Source organism: Glycomyces sp. NPDC049804 (genome assembly GCF_040674615.1).
In the GTDB taxonomy this organism is placed as follows: domain Bacteria; phylum Actinomycetota; class Actinomycetes; order Mycobacteriales; family Micromonosporaceae; genus Glycomyces; species Glycomyces niveus.
Window position 1 is genome coordinate 83,734 of the sequence record NZ_JBFAMQ010000009.1, and the last position, 24,280, is coordinate 108,013.

Annotated in this window: 19 protein-coding genes; 15 read left to right on the forward strand and 4 right to left on the reverse strand. The window is 71.1% G+C overall.

The window, feature by feature from the left end:
• Positions 1-14: 14 nt before the first annotated feature.
• Positions 15-1,742, reverse strand: a complete 1,728-nt coding sequence (gene aspT / locus AB0K52_RS16215) for an aspartate-alanine antiporter (protein WP_363532322.1) — start codon at positions 1,740-1,742, stop codon at positions 15-17.
• Positions 1,743-1,958: 216 nt separating this feature from the next.
• Here aspT and AB0K52_RS16220 point away from each other — a divergent pair, with 216 nt between their 5' ends.
• The 12 genes from AB0K52_RS16220 (at position 1,959) to AB0K52_RS16275 (ending at position 17,681) form a co-directional block, all read left to right on the forward strand.
• On the forward strand, positions 1,959-3,788 hold the full coding sequence (locus AB0K52_RS16220) for an ABC transporter substrate-binding protein (protein ID WP_363532325.1): 1,830 nt from the start codon (positions 1,959-1,961) through the stop codon (positions 3,786-3,788).
• A complete protein-coding gene (locus AB0K52_RS16225; protein ID WP_363532328.1) occupies positions 3,785-4,831 on the forward strand; it encodes an ABC transporter permease in 1,047 nt (348 codons plus the stop codon). Before AB0K52_RS16220 ends, AB0K52_RS16225 begins: the two co-directional genes overlap by 4 nt.
• Positions 4,828-5,736 (forward strand): ABC transporter permease, encoded by a 909-nt coding sequence (locus AB0K52_RS16230; RefSeq protein WP_363532330.1) that lies wholly within the window; start codon positions 4,828-4,830, stop codon positions 5,734-5,736. The genes AB0K52_RS16225 and AB0K52_RS16230 overlap by 4 nt, the downstream gene beginning before the upstream one ends.
• The gene (locus AB0K52_RS16235; protein ID WP_363532333.1) at positions 5,733-6,713 is read left to right on the forward strand and encodes an ABC transporter ATP-binding protein; all 981 of its coding nucleotides are present in this window, start codon (positions 5,733-5,735) and stop codon (positions 6,711-6,713) included. The genes AB0K52_RS16230 and AB0K52_RS16235 overlap by 4 nt, the downstream gene beginning before the upstream one ends.
• A complete protein-coding gene (locus AB0K52_RS16240) occupies positions 6,703-7,719 on the forward strand; it encodes an ABC transporter ATP-binding protein (protein WP_363532336.1) in 1,017 nt (338 codons plus the stop codon). Before AB0K52_RS16235 ends, AB0K52_RS16240 begins: the two co-directional genes overlap by 11 nt.
• Positions 7,716-8,540 carry a M55 family metallopeptidase gene (locus AB0K52_RS16245; protein WP_363532339.1) on the forward strand — a complete coding sequence of 275 codons (825 nt, stop codon included), beginning with the start codon at positions 7,716-7,718 and terminating at the stop codon, positions 8,538-8,540. Before AB0K52_RS16240 ends, AB0K52_RS16245 begins: the two co-directional genes overlap by 4 nt.
• Positions 8,533-9,846: a M20/M25/M40 family metallo-hydrolase gene (locus AB0K52_RS16250; protein ID WP_363532342.1), complete on the forward strand. Its 1,314-nt coding sequence runs from the start codon at positions 8,533-8,535 to the stop codon at positions 9,844-9,846. The genes AB0K52_RS16245 and AB0K52_RS16250 overlap by 8 nt, the downstream gene beginning before the upstream one ends.
• A gap of 12 nt (positions 9,847-9,858) precedes the next feature.
• Entirely contained in the window at positions 9,859-11,841 is a 1,983-nt protein-coding gene (locus AB0K52_RS16255) for an LpqB family beta-propeller domain-containing protein (RefSeq protein ID WP_363532345.1), read from the forward strand.
• Positions 11,838-12,761 carry an LD-carboxypeptidase gene (locus AB0K52_RS16260; RefSeq protein WP_363532348.1) on the forward strand — a complete coding sequence of 308 codons (924 nt, stop codon included), beginning with the start codon at positions 11,838-11,840 and terminating at the stop codon, positions 12,759-12,761. Before AB0K52_RS16255 ends, AB0K52_RS16260 begins: the two co-directional genes overlap by 4 nt.
• A 112-nt stretch (positions 12,762-12,873) precedes the next feature.
• Positions 12,874-14,652, forward strand: a complete 1,779-nt coding sequence (locus tag AB0K52_RS16265; RefSeq protein ID WP_363532351.1) for a glycoside hydrolase family 3 N-terminal domain-containing protein — start codon at positions 12,874-12,876, stop codon at positions 14,650-14,652.
• Between the two features lie 5 nt (positions 14,653-14,657).
• Positions 14,658-15,908: a DUF1343 domain-containing protein gene (locus AB0K52_RS16270; protein WP_363532587.1), complete on the forward strand. Its 1,251-nt coding sequence runs from the start codon at positions 14,658-14,660 to the stop codon at positions 15,906-15,908.
• Between the two features lie 27 nt (positions 15,909-15,935).
• Entirely contained in the window at positions 15,936-17,681 is a 1,746-nt protein-coding gene (locus AB0K52_RS16275; RefSeq protein WP_363532354.1) for a serine hydrolase, read from the forward strand.
• Positions 17,682-17,684: 3 nt separating this feature from the next.
• Here the strand turns inward: AB0K52_RS16275 and AB0K52_RS16280 are convergent, their stop codons facing one another.
• Positions 17,685-18,677: an SDR family oxidoreductase gene (locus AB0K52_RS16280; RefSeq protein WP_363532590.1), complete on the reverse strand. Its 993-nt coding sequence runs from the start codon at positions 18,675-18,677 to the stop codon at positions 17,685-17,687.
• A gap of 238 nt (positions 18,678-18,915) precedes the next feature.
• Here AB0K52_RS16280 and AB0K52_RS16285 point away from each other — a divergent pair, with 238 nt between their 5' ends.
• Both AB0K52_RS16285 and AB0K52_RS16290 read left to right on the forward strand, forming a co-directional pair.
• A complete protein-coding gene (locus tag AB0K52_RS16285; RefSeq protein ID WP_363532357.1) occupies positions 18,916-20,373 on the forward strand; it encodes a glycoside hydrolase in 1,458 nt (485 codons plus the stop codon).
• Positions 20,374-20,687: 314 nt separating this feature from the next.
• Complete coding sequence (locus tag AB0K52_RS16290) at positions 20,688-21,182, forward strand: excalibur calcium-binding domain-containing protein (RefSeq protein ID WP_363532360.1); 495 nt, start codon at positions 20,688-20,690, stop codon at positions 21,180-21,182.
• 134 nt (positions 21,183-21,316) lie between these two features.
• On the opposite strand, the gene AB0K52_RS16295 is transcribed toward AB0K52_RS16290, so the two are convergent.
• Entirely contained in the window at positions 21,317-22,411 is a 1,095-nt protein-coding gene (locus tag AB0K52_RS16295) for a cellulose binding domain-containing protein (RefSeq protein ID WP_363532363.1), read from the reverse strand.
• A gap of 144 nt (positions 22,412-22,555) precedes the next feature.
• Here AB0K52_RS16295 and AB0K52_RS16300 point away from each other — a divergent pair, with 144 nt between their 5' ends.
• The gene (locus AB0K52_RS16300) at positions 22,556-23,455 is read left to right on the forward strand and encodes an RNA polymerase sigma-70 factor (protein ID WP_363532366.1); all 900 of its coding nucleotides are present in this window, start codon (positions 22,556-22,558) and stop codon (positions 23,453-23,455) included.
• Between the two features lie 37 nt (positions 23,456-23,492).
• On the opposite strand, the gene AB0K52_RS16305 is transcribed toward AB0K52_RS16300, so the two are convergent.
• Positions 23,493-24,227: an NAD(P)H-binding protein gene (locus tag AB0K52_RS16305; RefSeq protein WP_363532368.1), complete on the reverse strand. Its 735-nt coding sequence runs from the start codon at positions 24,225-24,227 to the stop codon at positions 23,493-23,495.
• Positions 24,228-24,280: the final 53 nt, after the last annotated feature.

The following is a 24,280-nucleotide window of genomic DNA, read 5'->3' on the forward strand; positions in this document are numbered from 1 at the left end:
CCTTCTGGATGGGTTCAGGCGAGCACGGCCACGATGACCGCGCCCCAGATCGTGAGCAGGACGTTGCCGATGGCGTACGGGATCGTGTAGCCGAGGACCGGGATCTGGCTCTTGGCGGTGTCGGTGATGGCGCCGATGGACGCGGTGGTGGTGTTGGCGCCGGCGACGATGCCGAGGTTCACGGGCACCGGGATCTTGAAGAGCCACTTGGCGAGGTACATGGTGAGCAGCATCGGCAGGAGGGTGACGACGAGTCCGGCGAGGACGAGGCTGAGGCCTTCCTCCCTGACGCCGGAGACGAAGTCGGGGCCGGCCATGATGCCGACGATGCCCACGAAGGTGCATAGGCCGCCGGTGGAGAGCATCCAGTTCGCGGCGGGCGGGAACTGCCCGAAGGTGGGCGACTTGGCGCGCAGCCAGCCGAAGACGAGCCCCATGATGAGCGCGCCGCCCGAGGTGGTGAGGCCGATGTCGGCCCCGGCGACGGCGATGGTGGGGACGCCGATGAGCGCGCCGACGACGATGCCGAAGCCCACGTAGCTCATGTCGGTGGCGTCGCCGGCGCGGTTGGGGTAGCCGAGGTCGCCGATGACGGCCTCGACCTCCTCTTTGCCGCCCTGGACGGTGATCTCGTCGCCGCGGTGGATCTCGGTGGCGTCGCTCCAGGGGATCTCCTGGCCGCCGCGCACGACCTTGGTGACGAACAGGCGCGGGGCGTGCCGGGCGAACGCCTCGCCGATCGTCATGCCCACGAGTTCCTTCTTGGTGATGACGATGTCGAGGGTCTCGACCGAGTAGGCGAGGAGATCCTCGTCGTCGACCTCCTCGCCCCACCGGTCGACCTCGAGTGCGACGAGGTCGGGACGGCGGGCGGCGAGGGTGACCACGTCGCCGGGTTCGAGCGCGGTGGAGCGATGGACGGGCTCGACCCGGCTGTCCCGGCGGATCTCGTGGAACATGGCGCGGTGGCCGAGTTCGAGGGCGCGGTCCTCGAGTTCGCCGACGGTGCGCCCGGTGATCGTGGCCGTGGCGCCGGTGCCGGCGGCGGCGGGAGGCGCGCCGATGCGGTAGGCGCGGCGCACGATCGAGTAGTAGGCCCTGCCGATGCCGGGTTCTTTGGCGACGCCGAGGCGCTGCTCCATCTCGTGGGCGTCGGCGGCGAGGCTCTTCGAGCCGAGCATCTTGGGGGCGATGGTGGAGAGGAAGAACGCGGCGGCGGCCGTGCCGAAGAGATAGCAGACGGCGTAGCCGACGGCCACTTGCGACTCGAGTTCCTTGACGTCGGCGGCGCTGAGTCCGGGCAGGGCGGCGATGGCGGAGTCGGCGACGCCGATGACGGCGGACTGGGTGAGCCCGCCCGCCAGGAGGCCCGCGCCCCAGCCGGGGCCGTAGCCGAGCGTCTTGGCGAGGACGATGACGACGAGGAGGCCGAAGACGCAGTTGACGATCGCGAGGATCACCTGCTTGACGCCGTCGCCGCGGAGCCCGGCGAAGAACTGGGGGCCGACGTTGTAGCCGAGGGCGAACAGGAACGCCACGAAGGCGACGGTCTTGACGAGGTCGGGGATGTCGAGCCCGGCGAAGAGGATGCCGACGAGGACGCCGGCGAGGAGGGTCCCGGTGACCGGTCCGAGCGCGATGCCCTTGATCTTGAGTTTGCCGACGAGGAAGCCGAGGCCGAGTGCCAGGAAGATCGCTATCTCGGGGTGGGCGACGAGCGCGTCAGACAGCCAGTTCCACAATGCGACCTCCGCGTCACTCAGGGTAGTGATCTGAATCTAGTGGAATTGCGGGATCCGCTCATCGGATTCGCGGCGATGGGGTCGTACGATGTTGCAGCAATGAAAACTTTCTTCACTTCATTGACAACTCGAGAAGCATTCCGTCATTCTGGTCGGTACATCGAGGACCGGCGGCGTGCCCGCCTCCTGGAACCGAATGCGAGGACCTTGCACCCCATGAATCCCCATGCCCTGATGCGGCGGTGCCTCTCCGCCGTCGCCGCGCTGGCCCTCTCGGCCGGCGCGCTCGCGGTGGCCGCGCCCGGCGCCGCCGCCCAGGAGGAGGACGTCGACACCCTCCGGATCGCCACGAACCAGGAGGTCGACACCTTCAACCCGTTCAAGCGGCGGTTCGTGATCACCTACGAGACCAGCATGATGACGTACGAGACGCTGGTCCGCATGAGCGCCGACAACTACGAGCCGACGCCGGGTCTGGCGACCGAGTGGGAGGAGTCCGCGGACGGCCTGACGTGGACCTTCCAGATCCGCGAGGGCGCCACCTGGTCCGACGGGGAGCCGCTCACCGCCGACGACGTGGCCTACACCTACGGCCTGCTCATCGAGAACCAGGCGATCCACGACTGGAACATCGACTTCGCCGCGAACCTGGTGAGCGCCGAGGCGACCGACGAGACCACGTTCGTGCTCACGCTGGCCGAGCCCGCGCCGGCCGAGGTGCTCAGCCGCGAGGTCTACATCGTCCCCGAGCACATCTGGTCGCAGTACCCCGATCCCTCGGCCGACGACGCCAACCAGCTGCCGCTGGTGGGCTCGGGTCCGTTCCAGGTCGTCGAGTACCAGACCGACGAGTTCATCCGGCTCGAGGCCAACGAGGACTACTGGGAGGGCGCGCCCGGCTTCGACGAGGTCGTCTACCAGTACTACCTCGAGACCGACGCGGCCGTGGCCGCGCTCGAGGCCGAAGAGGTCGACATCGTCGGCAACGGCATGCAGGGCGCGCTGAACCCGGCCCAGATCGGGGCGCTCGCGTCCCAGGAGCACATCACCACCAACGACGTGCAGGGCCGCCGGTACGTCTCGCTCACCATCAACCACGGCACCGTCACGCAGGACGGCACCGAGTTCGGCGACGGGCACCCCGCGCTCAAGGACCCGGTCGTGCGGCAGGCGCTGCACACCGCCATCGACAAGCAGGCGCTCGTGGACACCGTCCTCGACGGCAGCGGCAGTCCCGCCACCTCGCTGATCCCCGCGATCTTCGAGCAGTGGCACTGGGACGGCGGCGACGCCCTGGTGCAGTTCGACCTCGACGAGGCGAACCGGCTGCTCGACGAGGCCGGGTACGCCCGCGGCGCGGACGGCATCCGGACCATGCCCGGCGGCGGCGAGCCGCTCGACTTCCGCTTCTACCACCACGCCGACAACACCGCGTACGCCACCATCGTGGAGTTCGTGACCGAGTGGTGGGCCGAGCTCGGCATCGCCGTCGAGGCCCAGGCGATCGAGCAGGGCACCCTGAACGACCTGGCGTACCTCGGCGAGTTCGACATCGCGTTCTCCGGCTGGGGCGTGGGCCCCAACCCGACCGAGCAGCTGGGCATGCACACCTGCGCGGTGCTGCCGACCCTGACGGACGGCTCGGAGCGCTCGAGCGAGAACTCCTACTGCAACGCCGAGTTCGACCAGTTGCACGAGCAGCAGAAGGTCGAGTCCGACCCGGCCGCACGCGCCGAGCTCGTCAAGCGCCAGCAGGAACTGCTCTACACCGACACCCCGGTGATCTGGCTGTACTACCAGAACGTCATGGAGGCCTTCAACCACGAGCGCGTGACCGGCATGTCCCCGCAGCCGAGCGGCGGCATGTACACCGGCCAGCAGGGCTTCACCTGGTCGTACTACACGGCGCAGCCCGCCGACGCCGAAGAGGACGGCGGCGTGCCGATGGGCGTGTGGATCGCGGTCGCGGCGGCGGCCGTGCTGGCCGCGGCCGCCGCGGTGTTCTTCGTGATGCGCCGCAAGCAGACGGCCGACGAGCGCGAATGACCGACCCGCTCCCACCCGCGGACGGCGCCTCCACCGAGGCGCCGTCCGCGGGGCGTGCCGCCCGGGCCTCAACAGGGTTCGGGCGGTACCTGCTCAAGCACGTGAGCGGCGCGGCCGTGTCGCTGCTGCTGGTGCTGTTCTCCTCGTTCTTCATCTTCCGGCTCATCGCCGGGGACCCGATCGACCAGCTCACGAAGGAGCGGCCGGTCTCGCCCGAGCAGCGGGCGGCGATGCGGGCCGAACTCGGCCTCGACCGGCCGCTGTGGCAGCAGTTCTGGGACTACATCACCGGCACGCTCACCATGGACCTCGGCGAGTCCTTCCAGTACCGGCGGCCGATCTTCGACCTCATCGTCGAGCGGCTGCCCGCCACGCTCCTGCTCTCGGGCACCGGCATGGTCCTGGCGGTCCTGCTCGGGTTCTGGATCGGCACGCGCTCGGGCTGGAAGCAGGGCAGCCGGTTCGACAAGGGCCAGGTCGCGACCGGGCTCGTGCTCTACTCGGCGCCCACGTTCTGGCTCGGCATGATCGTGATCCTGGTCTTCGCCCGGTACCTGGGGCTGTTCCCCGTCAACGGGATGCGCTCGCCGAGCACCCCGCCCGACTTCTGGTCGCAGGCCGTGGACATCGGCCACCACCTCGTGCTGCCCGTGCTCACTTACACGGCCGTGGTGTACGCCGGGTACCTCATGATCATGCGGTCGTCCATCCTGGACGAGATCGGGAGCGACTACCTCACCACCGCACGCGCCAAGGGCCTGCGCGACGACGAGGTGCGCCAGAAGCACGCCGTGCCGAACGCGCTGCTGCCCACCGTGACACTCGTGTTCCTCGCGCTCGGCTCGGTCGTGAACGGCTCCATCGTCACCGAGACGGTCTTCAGCTGGCCCGGCCTCGGCACGCTGTTCGTCAACGCGATCTTCTACCCCGACCGGCCCGTGCTGCAGGCCCTGTTCGTGCTGTTCTCCAGCTCGACCATCGTCGCCGTGCTGTGCGCCGAAGTCCTCTACTGGTTCATCGATCCCAGGATCCGCAGGTCATGACGAGTACGACCACCGTATCTCCGCGCGCCCTCAAATGGGCGCGGCGGCGGCAGTCCTTCCAGCGGTCCTGGACCGCCTACCGCGGCCAGAGGACCGGCATGTGGGGGCTCGTCCTCCTGGGCGCCATCGTCGTCGTCGCCCTCGCCGCGCCGGTCCTCATCGACGAGTCGGCGCTCAGCGTCACCCGCGCCACCGGCGAGCGCATGGCCCCGCCCAGCGCGGCCTACCCGCTCGGCACCGACGAGACCGGCCGCTCGATCCTCGCGCTCACCGTCTGGGGCTCGCGCCTCTCGCTCCTCATCGGACTCACCGCCACCGTCGTGGCGATCGTCATCGGCACCGCCGTGGGCGTCACCAGCGGCCACATCGGCGGCTGGTACGGGTGGGTCGCGCTGCGCCTCTCCGACTGGTTCATGGTGCTGCCCAGCCTGGTCGTGGCCATCGCGCTCCTCGCCGTGCTCGGCCGCAGCATGGCCACCACCATCACCGTGATCGCCCTCGTGTCCTGGCCCGGCACGACCAGGCTCGTGCGCGCCCAGACGCTCACGGTCCAGTCGAGGCCGTACCTGGAGCGCGCCAAGGCGCTCGGCGCGGGCCACTGGCACCAGATGACCAAGCACATCCTCCCGAACGTGCTCCCGCTCGTGCTCGCCAGCGCGACCCTGCTCGTGCCCTCGGCGATCCTCATGGAGTCGTCCCTGGCGTGGCTGGGCCTGGGCGACCCCGGCGTGGTGTCGTGGGGGTCGATCCTCAACCGGGCCTCGGAGAACGGGGCGGTCTCGGCGCACGCGTGGTGGTACCTCCTGCCGCCGGGCATCGCGATCCTGGTCGTGGTGCTGGCGTTCATGATGTGCGGCCGGGCGCTGGAGGCCGTGTTCAATCCGAGGCTGCGGGGTGCATCGTGACGCTCTTGGAGTTCAAGGACCTGCGGGTGACGTACCGGGGTTCGCGCGGGCGGCTCCCGGCGGTGCGGGGCGTGGACCTCGCGGTCGACGCCGGCGAGACCCTGGGCATCGCCGGGGAGTCGGGGTGCGGGAAGTCGACGCTGGCGATGGCGGTGCTGCGGCTGCTGCCCAAGAGCGCCGAGGTGAGCGGGCAGATCCTGCTCGACGGCGAGGACCTGCTCGCGATGGGGTGGGGGCGGCTGCGGGCGGTGCGGTGGACGGGCGCGTCGATCGTGTTCCAGGGGGCGATGCACTCGCTGAACGCGGTGCAGCGCATCGGGAGGCAGATCGCCGAGCCGATCCTGGTGCACGAGCCGAAGACGACGCCGGCGCAGGCCGCGAAGCGCGCGGAGGCGCTGCTGGAGCGGGTGGGGCTGCCGCCGTCGCGGGCGCGGAGCTTCCCGCACGAGCTGTCGGGCGGGCAGCGTCAGCGCGTGATGATCGCGATGGCGCTGGCGTGCGATCCTGACCTGGTGATCGCCGACGAGGCGACGACGGCGCTGGACGTGATGGTGCAGGCGCAGGTGCTGCGGTTGATCTCGGATCTGGTGCGGGAGCGGGGCGTCGGCCTGGTCATGATCAGCCACGACCTGTCGGTGCTGTCGGCGGTGTGCGACCGGGCGGCGGTGATGTACGCGGGCCGGATCGTCGAGCAGGGGCCGGCGCACGAGGTGTTCGCGCAGGCGCGGCACCCGTATTCGGCCGCGCTGGGGGCGGCGTTCCCGGTGATCGGGGACCCGGCGGCGCGGATGAACCCGGGCGGGCTGGCGGGCGATCCGCCGGATCCGCTGCGGCTGCCGGAGGGCTGCTCGTTCCGGCCGCGGTGCGCGGTGGCGGTGGAGCGGTGCGGTGCCGAGTCGCCGGAGCTGCTCGAGGTGGGTGCGGCGCGGGTGAGCGCCTGTTTCGTCGCGCAGGAAGGGATGCCCGTTGTCGGTTGAGGAGAGGGCGTTGACGGCCCGGGGGCTGCGGGTCGAGTTCGGGCTGCCGGGCGGGCGGGTGGCGCGGGCCGTGGACGGGGTGGACCTGGACGTGGCGCCGGGCGAGATCGTGGCGCTGGCGGGCGAGTCCGGTTGCGGCAAGACGACGTTGGCGCGGACGCTGCTGGGTCTGGAGCGGGCGACGGGCGGGACGGTGGCGTTCGACGGGGTGCCGCTGCGGTACTCGACGCGGGCGTTGAAGGCGTACCGGCGGCGGGTGCAGTTGGTGCTGCAGGACCCGACGGGCGCGTTGAATCCGCGGCACACGGTGTACGACGCGGTGGCCGAGGGGCTGCGGATCCACGGGATCGGTGACGACGAGCCGGGCCGGGTGGCGGCGGCGCTGTCGCGCGCGGGCCTGCGGCCGCCGGAGCAGTTCTTCCTGGCGTACCCGCACGAGCTGTCGGGCGGGCAGCGCCAGCGGGTGGTGATCGCGGGGGCGCTGGTGCTGGAGCCGAGCCTGCTCATCGCGGACGAGCCGGTCGCCTCACTCGACGCGTCGGTGCGCGGGGAGATCCTGGCGCTGCTGCTGCGGCTCAAGGAGGAGCAGGGCCTGGGGTCGCTCATCATCACGCACGACCTGGGTCTGGCGTGGAGCATCGCGGACCGGATCGCGATCATGTACCTGGGGCGGATCGTGGAGCAGGGGCCGGTGGAGCAGGTGCTCACGGCTCCGAGGCATCCGTATACGCGGGCGCTGGTGTCGGTGCTCCCACGGTTTTCAGAGGCGCAGTCCCCCGTCGCGGAGCCGATCGTGCTGGCCGGGGAGCTGCCGGACGCGTCGAAGATCCCGGGCGGGTGCCGGTTCCGGCCGCGCTGCCAGGAGGTGGCGTCGGGGAACGCCGCGCCGGTGCTGCACCGGTGCACGGGTGAGGACCCGGAGATCCTTGGGGCCGAGGCGAAACCGCATCTGGTCGCGTGCCATCTCGACCGTGCCCCGCACGCGGATGCGAGGATCGGGGTGTGAGGATTCTGATCAGCGCCGACATGGAGGGCGCCACGGGTGTCACCTGCCCCGACGATGTGCTCCCGGGAGGTCCCGGCTGGGAGCGGATGCGGCCGCTGTTCACCGACGAGGTGAACGCCGCGGTGGAGGGGCTGCACCGGGGCGGGGCGCGGGAGGTCGTGGTCAACGACGCGCACTGGTCGATGCGGAACCTCATGGTCGAGCGGTTCGAGTGGCCGGTGACGGTGGTGAGCGGCCGGCACAAGGATTTGTCCATGATGGAAGGCGTGCGGGACGCTGACGCGGTGGTGTTCCTCGGCTACCACGCGGGGGCGGGCCTGGAGGGCGTGCTCGCGCACACCTACCTGGCGAACACGATCACCGGCGTGTGGCTCGACGGCGTGCGCGCCGGCGAGGGCCGGTTGAACGCGGCGGTGGCGGCCGAGTTCGGGGTCCCGGTGATCATGGTGACCGGCGACGACAAGACGATCGAGGACGCGCGCGAGTACGCGCCCAAGGCCGTCGGGATCGCGGTGAAGGACTACGTCTCGCGGTATGCGGCGGCGTGCCGGACCCCGAAGTGGGCGGTGCGCGCGATCCGCAAGGGCGCGGCCGAGGCGGTGGCGCTGGCCGGGCGGCGCGAGGCCGTGGTCGAGCCGCACCGGATCGAGGTCGAGTTCGACGCCGAGCACCTGGCCGGGGCCGTCACGGTCATCCCGGGCGTGGAGCGGTGCGGTGAGCGGCGGGTCGGCTTCGACCTGCCCACGATGTACGAGGCCATCCGGTGCTTCAAGGCCGTTACGACGATCGCCTCGGCGGCGATGGAGGAGCGATATGGGTGAGCCGATCGGCGCGGAGGCGCTCGACGAGGTCGTGCGGTTCACGTCGGAGCTGATCCGGATCGACACCACCAATCGCGGTGGCGGGGACGGGAACGAGCGCGAGGCGGCCGAGTACGCGGCGGCGAAGCTGGCCGAGGTCGGCGTCGAGTCGCAGATCCTGGAGAAGGCGCCGGGCCGGTCCAATGTGGTGGCCCGCATCGAGGGGACGGACCCGGAGGCCCCGGCGCTGCTGGTGCACGGGCACATGGACGTGGTCCCGGCCGAGGCCGCGGACTGGAGCGTGCACCCGTTCTCCGGGGAGGTCCGCGACGGGATGCTGTGGGGCCGGGGCGCGATCGACATGAAGAGCATGAACGCGATGGTCCTCGCGGCCGTGCGCGCGTGGGCGAAGGCCGGGGTCGGGCCGCGGCGGCCGATCGTCGTGGCGTTCACCGCCGACGAGGAGGCCAGCGCCGAGTTCGGGGCGGGGTACCTCGCGGACGCGCACGCGGAGCTGTTCGCGGGCTGCACCGAGGGCGTCTCGGAGTCGGGCGGGTTCACGTTCCACGGCGGGAACGGGCTGCGGCTCTATCCGATCGCGGCGGGCGAGCGGGGCACGGCGTGGCTGCGGCTGACCGCCGAGGGCACGGCCGGGCACGGCTCGAAGGCCAACCCGGACAACGCGGTCGCGAAGCTGGCGGCCGCGGTCGCGCGGATCGGCGCGCACGAGTGGCCGCTGCGGCTGACGCCCACGGTGCGGGCGGCGCTCACCGAGCTGGCCGCGGTGTACGGCGCCGAACCGGACCTCGACGACGTGGACGGGCTCCTCGCGAAGCTCGGCCCGGCCGCGCAGCTGGTCGAGTCGACGCTGCGCAACAGCGCGAATCCCACGGTGCTGCGGGCCGGGTACAAAGTCAACGTGATTCCCGAGCACGCCTACGCCGAAGTGGACGGCCGGGTGCTGCCCGGCGGCGAGGCCGAGTTCGAGGCGACCATGGACGAGCTGTGCGGTCCCGACGTGCGCTGGGAGTACCAGCACCGCACGCAGCCGCTGGCCGCGCCGGTCGACTCCCCGACGTTCGCCGCGATGCGCGCGGCGGTGCGGAGGTTCGACCCCGAGGGTCTCCCGGTGCCGTTCTGCATGTCCGGCGGGACCGACGCGAAGCAGTTCGCGCAGCTGGGCATCACCGGGTACGGGTTCTCCCCGCTCGGTCAGACCGCGGAGCTCGGGTACGGGCGGCTCGCGCACGGCGTCGACGAGCGGGTCCCGGTCGAGGGCCTGCGGTTCGGGCTGAAGGTCCTGGACGACTTCCTGCGCAACGCCTGAGAAAGGTCGCTCATGAGCAAGCAGTCCCCCTACGGCGCTTGGGAATCCCCGATCACCGCGGCGATGGTCGCGGCCGCCGACGGCCGGCCGGGCCACCTCGGCGCGGTCGGCGGCGAGCTGTGGTGGACCGAGCCGCGTCCCGAGGAGAGCGGGCGGCGGGCGCTGATGCGCCGCACCGAGGACGGGACCGCCGTGTCGGTCCTGCCCCCGCCGTGGAACGTGCGCAACCGGGTCCACGAGTACGGCGGGCGGCCGTGGGCGGGCGCGATCCTCGAGGACGGCTCGCCGATCGTGGTCTTCACGAACTTCGACGACCAGCGCCTGTACGTGTTCGAGCCCGACAAGGGCGGCGAGCCGCGGCCGGTCTCGCCCGCGCCGGAGCGGCCCGGGGGGCTGCGCTGGTGCGATCCGGTGATCGACCTCGAGCGGTTCGAGGCGTGGGCGGTCATGGAGCAGCACACCGGGCCGGAGCCGACCGAGGTGCGGCGGGTGCTCGCGGCCGTGGGCCTGACCGGGCGCGGCGAGGCGGCGGCGGTGCGGGAGCTGACCGACGACGCGTACCGGTTCCTCACCGGCCCCAAGCTCAGCCCGGACGGCGGCTCGGTCGCGTGGATCGCCTGGAACCACCCGCACATGCCTTGGGACGAGACGGAACTGCGCGTCGCGGAGGTCACCGGCGACGGGTCGCTGGCGGAGGTCCGGACGGTCGCCGGAGGCGAGGGCGAGGCCATCGCGCAGGTGGAGTGGTCGCGCGACAGCACGCTCGTGTTCACCGGCGACCGCACCGGCTGGTGGAACCTGCACTGGATCGACCCGTTCACCGGCGAGTCCGGCACGGTCCACGAAGCGGAGGAGGAGTTCGCCGGGCCCATGTGGGACCTGGGCAAGCGCTGGTTCCAGATCCTCGCCAGCGGCGACATCGCGGCCGTGCACGGCAAGGGCGAGGGCCGCCTCGGCGTGTTCGACGCGTGGGACCGGAAGATGAACCTCGTCGACGGGCCCTGGACCGAGTGGGCGCCGGGGATCGCGGCCGTCGGCGACCGCGTGTACGGCCTGGCCGCGACCCCGCACACCGGCTACGAGGTGGTCGAGGTCGACGCGGTGAACGGCACGGCGCGGGTCGTCGCCGCCGCGAACGAGGACCTTGTGGACCCCGCGTACTATCCGGTCCCCGAGGACCGGACGTTCACCGGGCCGGACGGGCGCGAGATCCACGCGCACGTCTACCCGCCCCTCAACCCCGACCACGAAGGGCCGGAAGGCGAACTGCCGCCCTACGCGGTGTGGGTCCACGGCGGGCCGACCAGCCATGTGCGGGCGGTGCTCGACATGGAGCTGGCCTACTTCACCTCGCGCGGCATCGGCGTCGTCGAGGTCAATTACGGCGGTTCCACCGGCTACGGCCGCGAGTACCGGGAGCGGCTGCGCGAACGCTGGGGCGAAGTGGACGTCGAGGACTGCGCGGCCGTCGCGCGGGCGCTGGCCGCCGAGGGCGCCGCCGATCCCGCGCGGATCGCGATCCGGGGCGGCAGCGCGGGCGGCTGGACCGCCGCCGCATCGCTCACTTCCCCTGCGGCGCGGGGGGTCTACGCGTGCGCGGTGGTGAAGTACCCGATCCTCGACCTCTCCGGCTGGACCGGGAACGGCACGCACGACTTCGAGTCGCAGTACGTGTACTCGCTCGTGGGCGGGCCGGAGGTCCTCGAGGAGCGCTCGCTGCTGCGCTCGCCGGTGCACCACGCGGACCGCATCGAGGTCCCGTTCCTGCTGCTGCAGGGCCTGGACGACGAGGTCTGCCCGCCCGAGCAGGCTGAGCGGCTGCTCCGGGCGGTCGCGGGCCGGGGCGTGCCGCACGCCTACCGCGCCTACGAGGGCGAGCAGCACGGCTTCCGCCGCGACGCCACGGTCATCGACGCGGTGCTCGCCGAGCACGCCCTGTACGCGCAGGTCTTCGCGTTCCCCGGCCCCGACTTCGAACTGGAGCTCAAGCCGTGAGCCTCAAGCCGCTGCGCCGCCCGAGGCGGCTCGCGCCCGGCGACCGGGTCGCGATCGTCTCCCCCGCGAGCCCGTACCCCGAGGGCGCGCTCGACGCCGGGCTCGCGGTCCTGCGGAGCTGGGGCCTGGAGCCGGTCCTCATGCCGCACGCCGCCGACAGTGCGGGGTACCTCGCCGGGACCGACGCGGATCGGGCCGTGGACTTCGCGAAAGCCTGGCTCGACCCGTCCTTCGCGGCCGTGGTCGCCGCGCGCGGCGGGTACGGCTCGCAGCGGATGGTCGAGCACGTCGGCTGGGAGGACCTCCGCGCGGCCGAGCCGAAGGCGTTCGTCGGCTTCAGCGACATGACCGCGATCCACGAGGCGATCGCCGTGGAGCTGGGCGTCGCCTCGATCCACGGGCCGATGCCGAGCTGGTCGCTGTTCGCATCGGACTCGGCCATGCGGGAGCACTTGCGGGCGACCCTGTTCGAACCCGAACGGGTGCAGCGGATCGCGTCGCCCACGGCGAAGCCGCTGCGGGGCGGCACGGCCACCGGGGTCACCTTCGGGGGCACGCTGACGCTCCTGGCCGCCGAGGCCGGGACGTGCCACCACCGCCAGGACGTGGGCGGCGGCCTGCTGCTCCTCGAGGACGTCGGTGAAGCGCCCTACCGGATCGACCGGGCGCTGACCCAGCTCGAACGGGCCGGGTACCTGGACGGCCTCGGGGGCGTCCTGTTCGGCTCGTGGGCCGACTGCGGACCGTACGAGGAGGTCCGCGCGGTCCTGCGCGACCGCTTCGCCGGACTGCGCCTCCCGGTGGTCGAGGAGTTCGGGTTCGGCCACTGCGCCGGTTCGCTGACGATCCCGCTGGGGCTCAGGGCGACCTTGGACGCCGACGCCGGGACCCTCCACTTCGCGGAGCCCGCGCTCGCTTGAACACTGTCTGAAAATTTTTTCCGTAGGCTTGCCTTCACATGAAGTTTTCTGCCAGGATGGGCCGATCGGGTCGACTAGGTCAAAAAAGGACCCGCCCCACCTGGAGGAGCCCATGACGCATCCCCGCCGGACCGTGCTCGCAGCCGCCCTCGGCGCCGCCGCGGCCGCCGCCACCGCGAGCACCGCCCAAGCCCACGGCGACAAGGGAGAGCGGCGGTTCGTCAAGCGCCGCCTCAAGGCCATGAGCCTCGAAGCGAAAGTGGGCCAGCTGTTCACGGTGTACGCCTACGGGCGCACCGCCGACACCACGGACGCCGCCGACGTCGCGAAGAACCAGGAGACGCACGGCGTGGACAACGCCGCCGAGCTCATCGCCGCTTACAAAGTGGGCGGCATCATCTACTTCACCTGGTCGAACAACGTCGCGAACCCCGCCCAGATCACGGGCCTCTCCAACGGCCTCCAGGCCGCGTCCACAGCGGACGGCGGCGAGCCGCTGCTCATCGCCACCGACCAGGAGCACGGCCTCGTCGTTCGGATCACCGCGCCCGCGACGCAGTTGCCCGGCGCGATGGCGCTCGGCGCGACCCACGACACCGCGGCCGCCTACGACGCGGCCGTCATCAGCGGCACCGAGCTGCGCGCGATGGGCCTCAACCTCAACTTCGCGCCCGACGCGGACGTCAACGTCAACCCGGCGAACCCGGTGATCGGCGTGCGCTCCTTCGGGTCCGACGCCGAGCACGTCGCCGGGTTCGCCGCCGCCCAGGTCGAGGGCTACCAGGCGCGCGGCGACCTCGCCGCGACCGTGAAGCACTTCCCCGGCCACGGCGACACCGAGGACGACAGCCACACCGACCTGCCGCAGATCGACCACACCTACGAGGAGTGGCAGACGATCGACGCGCCGCCGTTCCGCGCCGCCGTCGAGGCCGGGGTCGGCGCGATCATGAGCGCCCACATCCAGTTCCCCGCCCTCGACCCGACCCTGACGCCCGCCACCCTCTCCAAGCCGATCCTCACCGGGCTGCTGCGCGAGGAGCTGGGCTACGAGGGTGTCATCGTCACCGACTCCCTCGCCATGGAAGGCGTGCGCGAAGGCTACGGCGACGACCGCATTCCCGTCCTCGCCCTCCTCGCCGGGATCGACATGCTGCTCATGCCCGTCGACCTCGACCTGGCCTACAACGCGGTCCTCGCCGCCGTCGCCTCCGGCGAGCTCACCGAGTCCCGCATCGACGAGTCCGTGACCCGCATCCTCGGCCTCAAGTACCGGCTCGGGCTCTACGACGACCCGTACGCCGACCCCGGCGAGGTCGCCTCCATCGTCGGCATCCCCGCGCACCTCGAAGCGGCCCAAGCGCTCTCGGACCGGACCACGACCCTCGTCACCAACGACGGCACCCTGCCGATCCCCACCGACGGCGGCGCGCTCCTCGTCACCGGCTGGGGCGAGACCACCACGAACGTGCTCACCGCCGAGTTCGCCAAGCGCGGCTTCTCCCCCGCCCGCGTCGTCACCGGCATCGCCCCGACCCAGGCCCAGATCGACGCGGCTGTCGCCGCCGCGGACGGGAAGGCGTTCATCGTGGTGAGCACCAACGGGGTCGGCGACAACCCCGGCCAGGTCGCACTCGTCAAGGCCCTCGCCGCCACCGGCGTGCCCGTCGTGGCGCTCGGCGTCCGCAACCCGTACGACATCGCGCACCTCACCGAGGACGTCAACGCCTACCTGGCGACCTACTCGTATTCGGCCGACGGGCTCGAATCGGCCGTCGCCGCCGTCCTCGGCCACCTCGACCCGCAGGGGCGGCTGCCCGTCGACATCCCGCGCGCGGACGACCCCGAATCGGTCCTGTTCGCCTTCGGCCACGGCCTCTCGTACGAGTGAAGGGGATCGCCATGCAGCGCAGGAGGCTCCTGGGGAGCGCACTGGCCGGGGCCGCGCTCGCGACCACCGCCGCCGTCCCGGCCGCCGCGGGCGGCGGGCGGGTCCGCACCGGCATCGAAGTGCTCGCCGAGGACGGCTTCGCCGCACTCGCCGGGCAGCGGGTCGGCGTCGTCTCCAACCCCACCGGCGTGCTCCCCGACCTGAGCCACGAGGTGGACCTCATGCACGCCAGCGGCAACGTGGACCTCGTGGCCGTGTTCGGGCCCGAGCACGGCTTCCGCGGGGTCTCCCAGGCCGGCGAGGGCGAGGACTTCTTCCTCGACCCGAAGACCGGCATCCCGGTCTACAACGCCTACAACAACAAGGACCAGATGGCAGCACTGCTGGCCGAGGCCGGGGTCGAGACGCTGGTCTTCGACATCCAGGACGTCGGCTCGCGGTTCTACACCTACATCTGGACCATGTACCTCGCACTCGAGGCGGCCGGGCAGCTCGGACTGCGGTTCGTCGTGCTCGACCGGCCGAACCCGGTGACGGGCCGCGAGGCGAGCGGGCCGGTCCTCCACCCCGAGCACGCCACGTTCGTGGGGCTCAAGCCCATCGCGCAGCGGCACGGCATGACCGTGGGCGAACTCGCGTCCCTGTTCAACGGCGAGTTCGTCGCGACCCCGGCGGACCTCACCGTCGTGAAGATGCGCGGCTGGAAGCGGGACATGCACTTCGACCAGACCGGCCTGCCGTGGGTGCCGCCGTCCCCCAACATGCCCACCGCGGCCACGGCGCTCGCCTACCCGGGGACGTGCCTGTTCGAGGCGACCGCGCTCTCGGAGGGGCGCGGCACGACCAAGCCGTTCGAACTGCTCGGCGCGCCCGGGATCGACCACGCCTGGGCCGAGGCGGTGCAAGGCCTCCCGGGTGCCCGGTTCCGCGAGGCGTACTTCACGCCGACGTTCTCGAAATGGGCGGGCAAGGTCTGCGGCGGCGTCGAGCTGCAGGTGACCTCCAGGCGGGACTTCGACCCGATCCGGACGGCGCTGGCGATGATCATCGCCCAGCGGCGCGCCTTCCCGCAGTACGGGTGGCGCTCGCAGGACACGACCTCGTTCTGGCTCGACAAGCTGACAGGGAACCAGGCCGTGCGCCTCGCGATCGAGGCGGGCGCCGACGTCGACGAGGTGACGACGCTGTGGGCCGAGGAATTGGATGCGTTTTCCGAGCAAAGAGAGTCGTATTTGCTCTATCGCCGCACCGCTTAGTGATGGCACGATAACCAGGAGACACGAATGCAGCGTCGAACCATGCTCGGGGGCGCGGCGGGGGCGGCGCTGGCGCTCGCGCTGGCCTCCCGCGCCAACGCCGAGGAGATCCCCTCCATGCCCGAACTCACCGGCCCGCCAACGGCCGGCCCCTACGACGTGACGTTCCCTGAAAACCCTGCTCAACTGCGGTACGGCTCGTGCGGCGACGCCCGCCTCACCGCCGCCCACATCGCCCGCATCACCCCCGGCCTCGAGTCGTTCATGGCGGGGCCGGCGCCCTCGTTCCCCGGCTACACCGTGCTCGCCGCGCGTGACGGCGTCGTCGTCGAGCACGCGGCCGGCGGGCACCGGCTGCGCTACTCCGGCTGGGACGAGGCGGCGAAGACGGCGATCGAGTTGCCGCCCGCCGAGTGGCTGCCCGCCGAGACCGGCACCGTCTACGACCTCGCGTCCATCTCGAAGCTGTTCACCGCCACCGTGACCGGCGCGCTCATGGATGAGGGACTCGTCGACCTCAAACTGCCCGTCGTCGAGTACCTGCCCGACTTCGACGCCCTCGACCCGCAGAAGACCCCGATCACTCTGGGGCACCTGCTCTCCCACACCTCCGGCATGATCGCGTTCATCAACCTGTACAGCCTGCCCGACGAGCAGGCGCGCATGGAGGCGATCTACGCGCGGCCGCTGCGCCGCCCGCCCGGCAGCGGTTACGAGTACTCCGACCTCAACCTGATCGTGCTCGGCAAGATCCTCGAGATCGTGGCCGAGAAGCCCCTCGACGCGCTCGTCGCCGAACTCATCTGCGAGCCCTTGGGGCTCAAGGACACCGGGTACAACCTGGCCGACCGGGCGCGGACCGCCGCCACCGAGTACCAGCCCTGGACCGGCCGGGGCATGGTCCACGGCGAGGCGCACGACGAGAACGCGTGGGCCTTCGGCGGCGTCGCCGGGCACGCCGGGGTCTTCGCCACCGCCTGGGACCTCGCGGTCTTCGGGCAGATGATCCTCAACGGCGGCCGCTACGGCGGCGCCGAGATCCTCACCCCGAACACCGCGCGGCTCGTCTTCACCGACATGAACGCCGGCATGGGCGACAGCGCCGCGCGCGGCCTCGGCTGGCAGCTCGACCAGCGCTGGTACATGGACGCGATGAGTTCGCCGGTCACGGTGGGGCACACCGGTTACACGGGCACGTCGCTCGTGCTCGACCCGCTGGCGGGGACGATGCTGGTGCTGCTGACGAACCGGGTCCACCCGACGCGGAACTGGGGCACGGCGAGCGCGTACCGGCGGGCGGCGAGCCGCCCGATGGGCCGGGCGGTGCCGGTGAAGCCGAAGACCGGGCGCACGGCTTGGTATGCGGGCCAGGCGGATGCGGTGACCGCGACGCTGACGGCGGTGCTGCCGCGCGCGACCTCGGGGGCGAAGGCGTCGTTCGCGCTGTGGTACGACACCGAGGCGACGGACGAGGCGGTGCTGGAGGCGAGCGCCGACGGCGCGACGTGGACGGCGGTGCCGCTGTCGCTGCGCACGGAGGACCACTGCTGGCGGACCGAGGGCGTGTTCTCGGGGTTCGCGGGGCGCCGGTGGATCCAGGCGGACGCGGTGCTGCCGGACGGGGCGGCGCGGGTGCGGTGGCGGTACACGAGCGACCCGGCGTACCAGGGGCGCGGCGTGTACGTCGACAAGGTGCGGGTGAAGGAGGGCCGCGCCCTCCTGTGCGAGGACGCGGACCTGGTGCCCGACGGCTGGGAGCTCGCGGGCGACTGATCGCTACATCGCTTTGGGGGCGTAGCGGTCCGCGAGCCAGTCCATGGTCCTGTCGGCTTCGGCGTCGACGGTCTGGTGCTCGGGGTGCGCGTCGTACCACTCGATCACTTCGCGGGCGCCGAGCTTGTAGGGGGTGGCGCCGAGGCCGAACTGGGGCACGAGGCGCTTGACCTTGGCGTTGTCGAAGACCATGGAGTGGGCCTTGTCGCCGAGGAGGCCTGCGCCCCAGTGGGGATCGGCGGCGGCGATGGCGTCGCTGGGGACGTGCACGAGGCGGGGTTCGACGCCGGCGGCTTCGGCGACCCAGCCGTAGATCTGGTTCCAGGTGGGGGCCTCGTCGCCGGTGATGTGGAAGGCCTCGCCGATCGCGTCGTCGCGGCCGAGGAGTCCGGTGAAGCCGACGGCGAAGTCGCGGGCGTGGGTGATGGTCCACAGTGAGGTGCCGTCGCCGTGGACGATGACGGGCTTGCCCCGGCGCATGCGCTCGACGACGGTCCAGCCGCCGTCGAAGGGCAGCATGGTCTCGTCGTAGGTGTGGGAGGGGCGGATGATCGTGGCGGGGAAGCCGGTGTCGCGGTAGGCGGCGACGAGGAGGTCTTCGCAGGCGATCTTGTCGCGGGAGTACTGCCAGTAGGGGTTGCGCAGCGGGGTGGACTCGGTGACGGGCAGGGACGCGGGCGGGGTCTGGTAGGCGCTGGCGGAGCTGATGAAGAGGTACTGGCCGGTGCGGTCGGCGTAGAGCTCGATGTCGCGCTCGACCTGCGCGGGGGTGAAGTTGACCCAGTTGACGACGGCGTCGAAGGTGCGGTCGGCGAGGGCTTCGCGGACGGAGGCGGGGTCGTTGGCGTCGCCGGTGAGGATGGCGACTTCGGCGGGGAGGGGGCGTTCGGCGGTGCGGCCGCGGTTGAGGACGGTGACGTCCATGCCCAGTCGCACGGCCTCGCGCACGCAGGAGGTGGAGATGCGGCCGGTACCGCCGATGAACAGCACGCTGATGCTCACGTGAAACCCCTTTCGGTCGCTGACGGCCCCACCCTACCTTCGTGCGCGACGCGGCCGGCGGCTCTGCCGGGACTGCCTCGCGAGCGCTTCGAGTCGGATTTACATCTGTCGATTCATTCGCGTCCGTGCGCTAGGGTTCCACTTCTTCTCATGCTTTATCGAAGGAGTTGACTTTCTCAATTCCGGGTGCGATCATCGGATTCTCTCACCGCCCGAGCCAATGGAGGCCCGCATGCGTCGCCGCACACTCATCACCGCCGCCGGAGTCGGCGCCGTCGGCTCGGGGGCCGTCGCGTCCTCGGCCCAGGCCGACTACACGACCACCCCGGTGCCGACGACGAACTGGGGCACCTGGGAGGGATGGGGCACCTCGCTGGCCTGGTGGGGCAAGGCCTTCGGCAACCGCAACGACCTCGCGGACATCATGTTCACCCGCAACACCGTGGCCTTCGGGGGCGCGAACCTGCCGGGCCTGGGCCTCAACATCGTGCGCTACAACGCGGGGGCGTGCTCCACGAACTCGATCAACGGCGAGTCGATGGTCGTCTCGCCCAACATGATGCGCTCGCGCCAGATCGACGGCTACTGGCTCGACTGGAACTCCAGCGACCCGGCCTCCGCGAGCTGGAACTGGTTCGTCGACAGCGCGCAGCGCAACCTCATGTGGAAGGCCCGCGACCGCGGCGCGAACATCTTCGAGCTGTTCTCGAACTCGCCCATGTGGTGGATGTGCGTGAACCACAACCCCTCCGGCGGCGCGGACGGGAACGCCGACAACCTCCAGTCGTGGAACCGGCAGCAGCACGCGGTCTACATGGCCACCATCGCGAAGTACGCCCACGACAACTGGGGCGTCGACTTCGACTACGTGGACCCCTTCAACGAGCCCATCGCGAACTGGTGGACCGCCACCGGCACCCAGGAGGGCTGCCACTTCAACGTCGCCACCCAGTCGGTCGTCATCGACCACCTGCGGGCCGAGCTCGACGCGCGCGGCCTCTCGTGGATGCCGATCACCGCCTCCGACGAGTCCCTGTACGACCAGGCCGTGAGCACCTGGAACGGGCTCACCGGCTCCGCGAAGGGCAAGATCGCCAAGGTCAACGTCCACGGCTACCAGTACGAGAACGGCCGCCGCGACTCGGTCTACAGCGCCGTCAGCGCCGCCGGGAAGAAGCTCTGGAACTCCGAGTACGGCGAGAACGACGCCACCGGCATGCGCCTGGCGCGCAACCTCAACCTCGACTTCCGCTGGCTGCACCCGACCGCGTGGTGCTACTGGCAGGTCCTCGACGGCGGCGGCTGGGGCATCATCGAGGCCAACAACGAGACCGGCACGCTCGGCTCGGCGAACGCCAAGTACTTCGTGTACGCCCAGTACGTCCGCCACATCCGCCCCGGCATGCGCATCATCGACGGCGGCGAGGCCAACACGGTCGCGGCCTACGACGCCGCCGCGCGGCGGCTCGTGCTCGTCACCACCAACTACGGCACGGCCCAGACGATCACGTACGACCTCTCGCGGTTCGGCACGGTTCCCAACGGCACGGTCACGCGCTGGTCGACCCAGACCGGCGGCTCCGAGCGGTACGCGCGGTACACGGACACGCAGGTCGCCTCCAAGCGGTTCTCGCGGGCGTTCCCGGCGAACACGGTGCAGACGTTCGAGATCGAGGGCGTGGTCCTCTAAAGCACCTTTCCGATCAGCGTTCTCTGGTTGTTTTCGGCACGGTCGTCCCGTGCCGAAAACAACCGGGCCGCACCACATCGCCCTTCGCGACCAGGGGTCTCGCAATTCGATTCCGCATCTTGCGTGCTCGACCCCAATCGCCGACCTATCCTTCGAGGGAGGCCCCAGAGGGGTCGTCGAATAGCACGAAAGCGATGCTATTGGAGGTAGTGATGCGATCACCGTCCTCGCCGTCAGTCCACAACAGACGGCACGAAACGCAATCTCACCGCAATCGTCTACTGCCTCGGCTGCTGCTCGAAGCAGCGGGGGTCATGACGCTCGTCCTGGGCGTCATCGCGACTTCGCCCGCAGGCGGAGAACGAACGCAAGAACGGGAAATCACCCACGACTTCGAACTGGTCGACTTCCAGCCGCTCGACGAGGAAGCGATGATGGAGGAGTCGGACGACGACACCTCCGGCGAAACGTCGATGGAGGACACCGACGAACAATCGGACGCGGAGACGGATCCGAACTTCGAGTACGAGAACTGCGAGGCGGCCCGCGATGCGGGCGCGGCTCCCGTCCTAGAAGGACAGCACGGGTTCGGCGAGCATCTGGACGCCGACAACGACGGCGTCGGATGTGAGAACTGGAGCGGAACCGCGCAGGACTCCGAGGGACAAGGGCAGGCTCCTCAGGACTCCCAGTACGACAACTGCACCGAGGCTCGCGCTGACGGGGCGACCGACATCCCCGCAACCGACGATCGGTACGCAGAGCACCTGGACGGCGACAGCGACGGGACCGCTTGCGAAAGCCAGTGACCGGCCGCGAAACATCAGCGCCGCTCACCCAACGGGTGAGCGGCGCCATGCGTCAGCGGTGCGCAGCCCCCTGCCGGTCGGCGCCCCAGGCGGAACGCGCAAGGAACCGCCGGGCGCCCGGTGGGCCGAGTCGGTCAGGACAGGATCGGGTCGAGCGCTTCGAACCAGTTGGCGGCGAGCTTGGCGTAGCCGTCCTCGTCGGGGTGGACGCCGTCGTAGGTGTCGACGGCGGGGTCGAAGCCGGTCCACTGGTCGACCACGACGATCGGGGACTCGGCGGTGGTGAGGCCGGCGGCCCAGCCCGGGATGGTGGCGTTGAAGTCGATCGCGCGCTGCGGGCAGTCCGTGCAGCCGAAGGACGGATCGGGGTGCAGCGGGATGATCTGCGCGACGAGGATGACCGCGTCCGGGTTGAGTTCGCGCAGGTCGGCGACGATCTGGGTGTAGGCCGCGAGGATTTGCGAGGGCGGGATCGCCGACCAGACGTCGTTGGTGGCGAAGTGCATCATGAGCACGTCGGGGGTGTGCTGCTCGAGCCAGCCGCGGACGCTGCCGTTCGCGACCGACTGGGTGACCTGGTAGCCGCCGTGGCCTTCATGGTCGGGGTCGGAGCCGGTCGGGTTGCAGGCCTGGGAGAGGGAGCCGACGAAGTCGACCTCGTGGCCGGCCCGGTCGAGGAGGTCCCAGAGGTTGCCGCGCCAGCAGCCGGGGCTGCCGGTGATGGAGTCGCCGAGGGGCATGATCGCGACGGGCTCGCCGGGCGGGTCGACGGTGGGCGTCGCGGTCGGGTCGGTGGGTCCGCCGGTGGGCTCGGACTGGCCGTCGCAGAGGTCCCCGTTGACGGCGATGCCCTGCGGGGCGGCGGTGCTGCCGGAGCCGATGAAGCCGAAGACCTCACGGGTCTGGCCGGAGCCGATGGCCGCGTTCCAGCCCACGTCGGAGCCGCTGAAACCGGTGCCGGACTGGTTCCAGTCGACGTTCCAGGCGCTGGAGACGGCGGTGCCGGCCGGGAAGTCCCAGGTGATCTCCCAGCCGTCGATCGGCTCGGCGGCGGTGACGGCGACGTTCGCCTGGAACCCGCCGCCCCAGCTGCTGACGATCCGGTACTCGACCTCGCAGCCCTCCTCGGCCTGAGCCTGGTTGGCGGTGGCGATCGTCAGCGCGCCTGCGCCGAGGGCCGCGACCGCGGCGGTGGTGAGGGCCAGTCGCCTGCTTCGTTTGACATCCATATCGCAACGTCCTTTCGGGAGCGCTCCCGGCGATCGTAGCGAGATTTAATTAACGTAGTCAAGTATATGAATGCCCTGTGCGCGGGGGGCGGCTCCGCCCTCCGCGGAGTACGCTCCGGAGCGGGCGAGCGGAAGGGGCGCGGTGTGACAACTGAGGCGGAGCGGCGGCCGGACGACGCGCTCGACGAGGCCGCAGCCGTCTTCACCGAGGTTCGGCCGCGTTTGTTCGGCATCGCGTACCGGATGCTCGGCAGCGCCGCCGAAGCCGAGGACCTGGTGCAGGAGGTCTGGCTGCGCTGGCAGGCGTACGACCGCGCGCGGGTCGAGCACCCCGCGGCGTTCCTCGCGACCACCACGACCTGTCTCGCCATCAACGCGCTCAAGTCGGCACGGGCCCGGCGCGAGACCTACATCGGGCCGTGGCTGCCCGAACCGGTCGACACCGAGGCGGACCCGTACCTCGGCGCCGAGCGCGGCGAGGCGCTGGAGTTCGCGGCGCTCATGGTCATGGAGAAGCTCTCCCCCAACGAGCGCGCCGCGTACGTGCTGCGAGTGGCCTTCGACTACCCGTACGCGCAGATCGCCGAGATCCTGCGGGCCGGCGAGCCGGCGGTCCGGCAGCTGGTGAGCCGGGCGCGCAAGCGCATGGCGGAAGGGCGGCGCACACCCGCCGAACCGGACGCGCAGCGCCGGCTGCTGTCGGCGTTCCTCGCCGCCGCGCGCTCCGGCGACATGGACGGCCTGGAGCGGCTGTTCGCCGCCGACGTGGCGAGCGTGTCCGACGGCAACGGCGCGCACCAGGTCTCGCGCCGCCCGGTCGTCGGCTCGATGCGGGTGGCGAAGTTCCTCGCGGCCATCGCGACCTGGTTCTGGGACGCCCTCGAGATCGAACTGGTCGAGGTGAACGGGCAGACGGGCGCGGTGCTGCGCCGCGACGGCGAGGTCTACGGCGTGATCACCGTCAGCGCCTCCGACCAGGGGATCGACCAGGTGCTGTGGATGGTGAACCCCGAGAAGCTGACGGCGCTGCCGCAGCGGGGCTGAGCAGAGCGGGGCCGCGCGCGGCGCGGCCCCGACTCGATCAACGCGCGAGCCACTCCCGGTACGTGGTCTTCGCGATCACGGCCTCCCCCTTGGGGACCAGGGCGTCCCCCTTGACCGCGGCGAACATCCCGGCCGTGTCGTCGGTGACGACCGGGCGCGGGTCGCCTTGGGCGGCGAGGGTGATCCGGCCGAGCTCGTCGAGCGCGAACACCTCCGGCCCCGCCACATCGCGCGTGCCCTGCAGCGGCGCGCCCGAAGCCGCGTCCGCCACCGCCGCGGCGATGTCCGCGGCCGCGATCGGCTGCACGGGCGTGGCGGGCAGGCGCACCGCGTTCTCGTCCGAGGTCCAGGACATCACCGCGTCCACGAATTCGAAGAACTGCGTGGACCGCACGATCGTGAAAGGCACCGGTCCGGCCTTGAGCAGGTCCTCCTGCAGCGTCTTCGCCCGGTAGTAGTCGAGCTCGGGCACCAGGTCCACGCCCACGATCGAGAGGATCACGGCGTGGCCGACCCCGGCGGCGTCGGCGGCCCGCAGCATGTTGTCCATGCTCTTCTGGAAGAACTCGAACGACGCCTCGTCGAAGGTCGGCGAGTTCGTCAGGTTGACCACGACGTCGACACCCTGCAGCGCCTCGGGCATCCCCTGCCCGCTCAGCACGTCGAGCCCGGTCGACGGCGCATGCGGCACGGCCTCGTGCCCGCGGTCGTTCAAAAGGTCCACGACCTGCGATCCGATGCGCCCGGTCCCGCCGATGACAGCGATCTTCATTGACTTCCTCCTCTTCGCTGGGGCGGTTCGCCGCCCCGATACGAGCTAGGACA

Bases quoted from the DNA above. Each gene is read 5' to 3' on its own strand.
- AB0K52_RS16250 (WP_363532342.1), top strand. From the start codon at position 8,533: ATGGGTGAGCCGATCGGCGCGGAGGCGCTCGACGAGGTCGTGCGGTTC.
- AB0K52_RS16290 (WP_363532360.1), top strand. From the start codon at position 20,688: ATGACGCTCGTCCTGGGCGTCATCGCGACTTCGCCCGCAGGCGGAGAA.
- AB0K52_RS16225 (WP_363532328.1), top strand. From the start codon at position 3,785: ATGACCGACCCGCTCCCACCCGCGGACGGCGCCTCCACCGAGGCGCCG.
- AB0K52_RS16265 (WP_363532351.1), top strand. From the start codon at position 12,874: ATGACGCATCCCCGCCGGACCGTGCTCGCAGCCGCCCTCGGCGCCGCC.
- AB0K52_RS16285 (WP_363532357.1), top strand. From the start codon at position 18,916: ATGCGTCGCCGCACACTCATCACCGCCGCCGGAGTCGGCGCCGTCGGC.
- AB0K52_RS16275 (WP_363532354.1), top strand. From the start codon at position 15,936: ATGCAGCGTCGAACCATGCTCGGGGGCGCGGCGGGGGCGGCGCTGGCG.
- AB0K52_RS16230 (WP_363532330.1), top strand. From the start codon at position 4,828: ATGACGAGTACGACCACCGTATCTCCGCGCGCCCTCAAATGGGCGCGG.
- AB0K52_RS16295 (WP_363532363.1), bottom strand. From the start codon at position 22,411: ATGGATGTCAAACGAAGCAGGCGACTGGCCCTCACCACCGCCGCGGTC.
- AB0K52_RS16305 (WP_363532368.1), bottom strand. From the start codon at position 24,227: ATGAAGATCGCTGTCATCGGCGGGACCGGGCGCATCGGATCGCAGGTC.
- AB0K52_RS16220 (WP_363532325.1), top strand. From the start codon at position 1,959: ATGAATCCCCATGCCCTGATGCGGCGGTGCCTCTCCGCCGTCGCCGCG.
- AB0K52_RS16255 (WP_363532345.1), top strand. From the start codon at position 9,859: ATGAGCAAGCAGTCCCCCTACGGCGCTTGGGAATCCCCGATCACCGCG.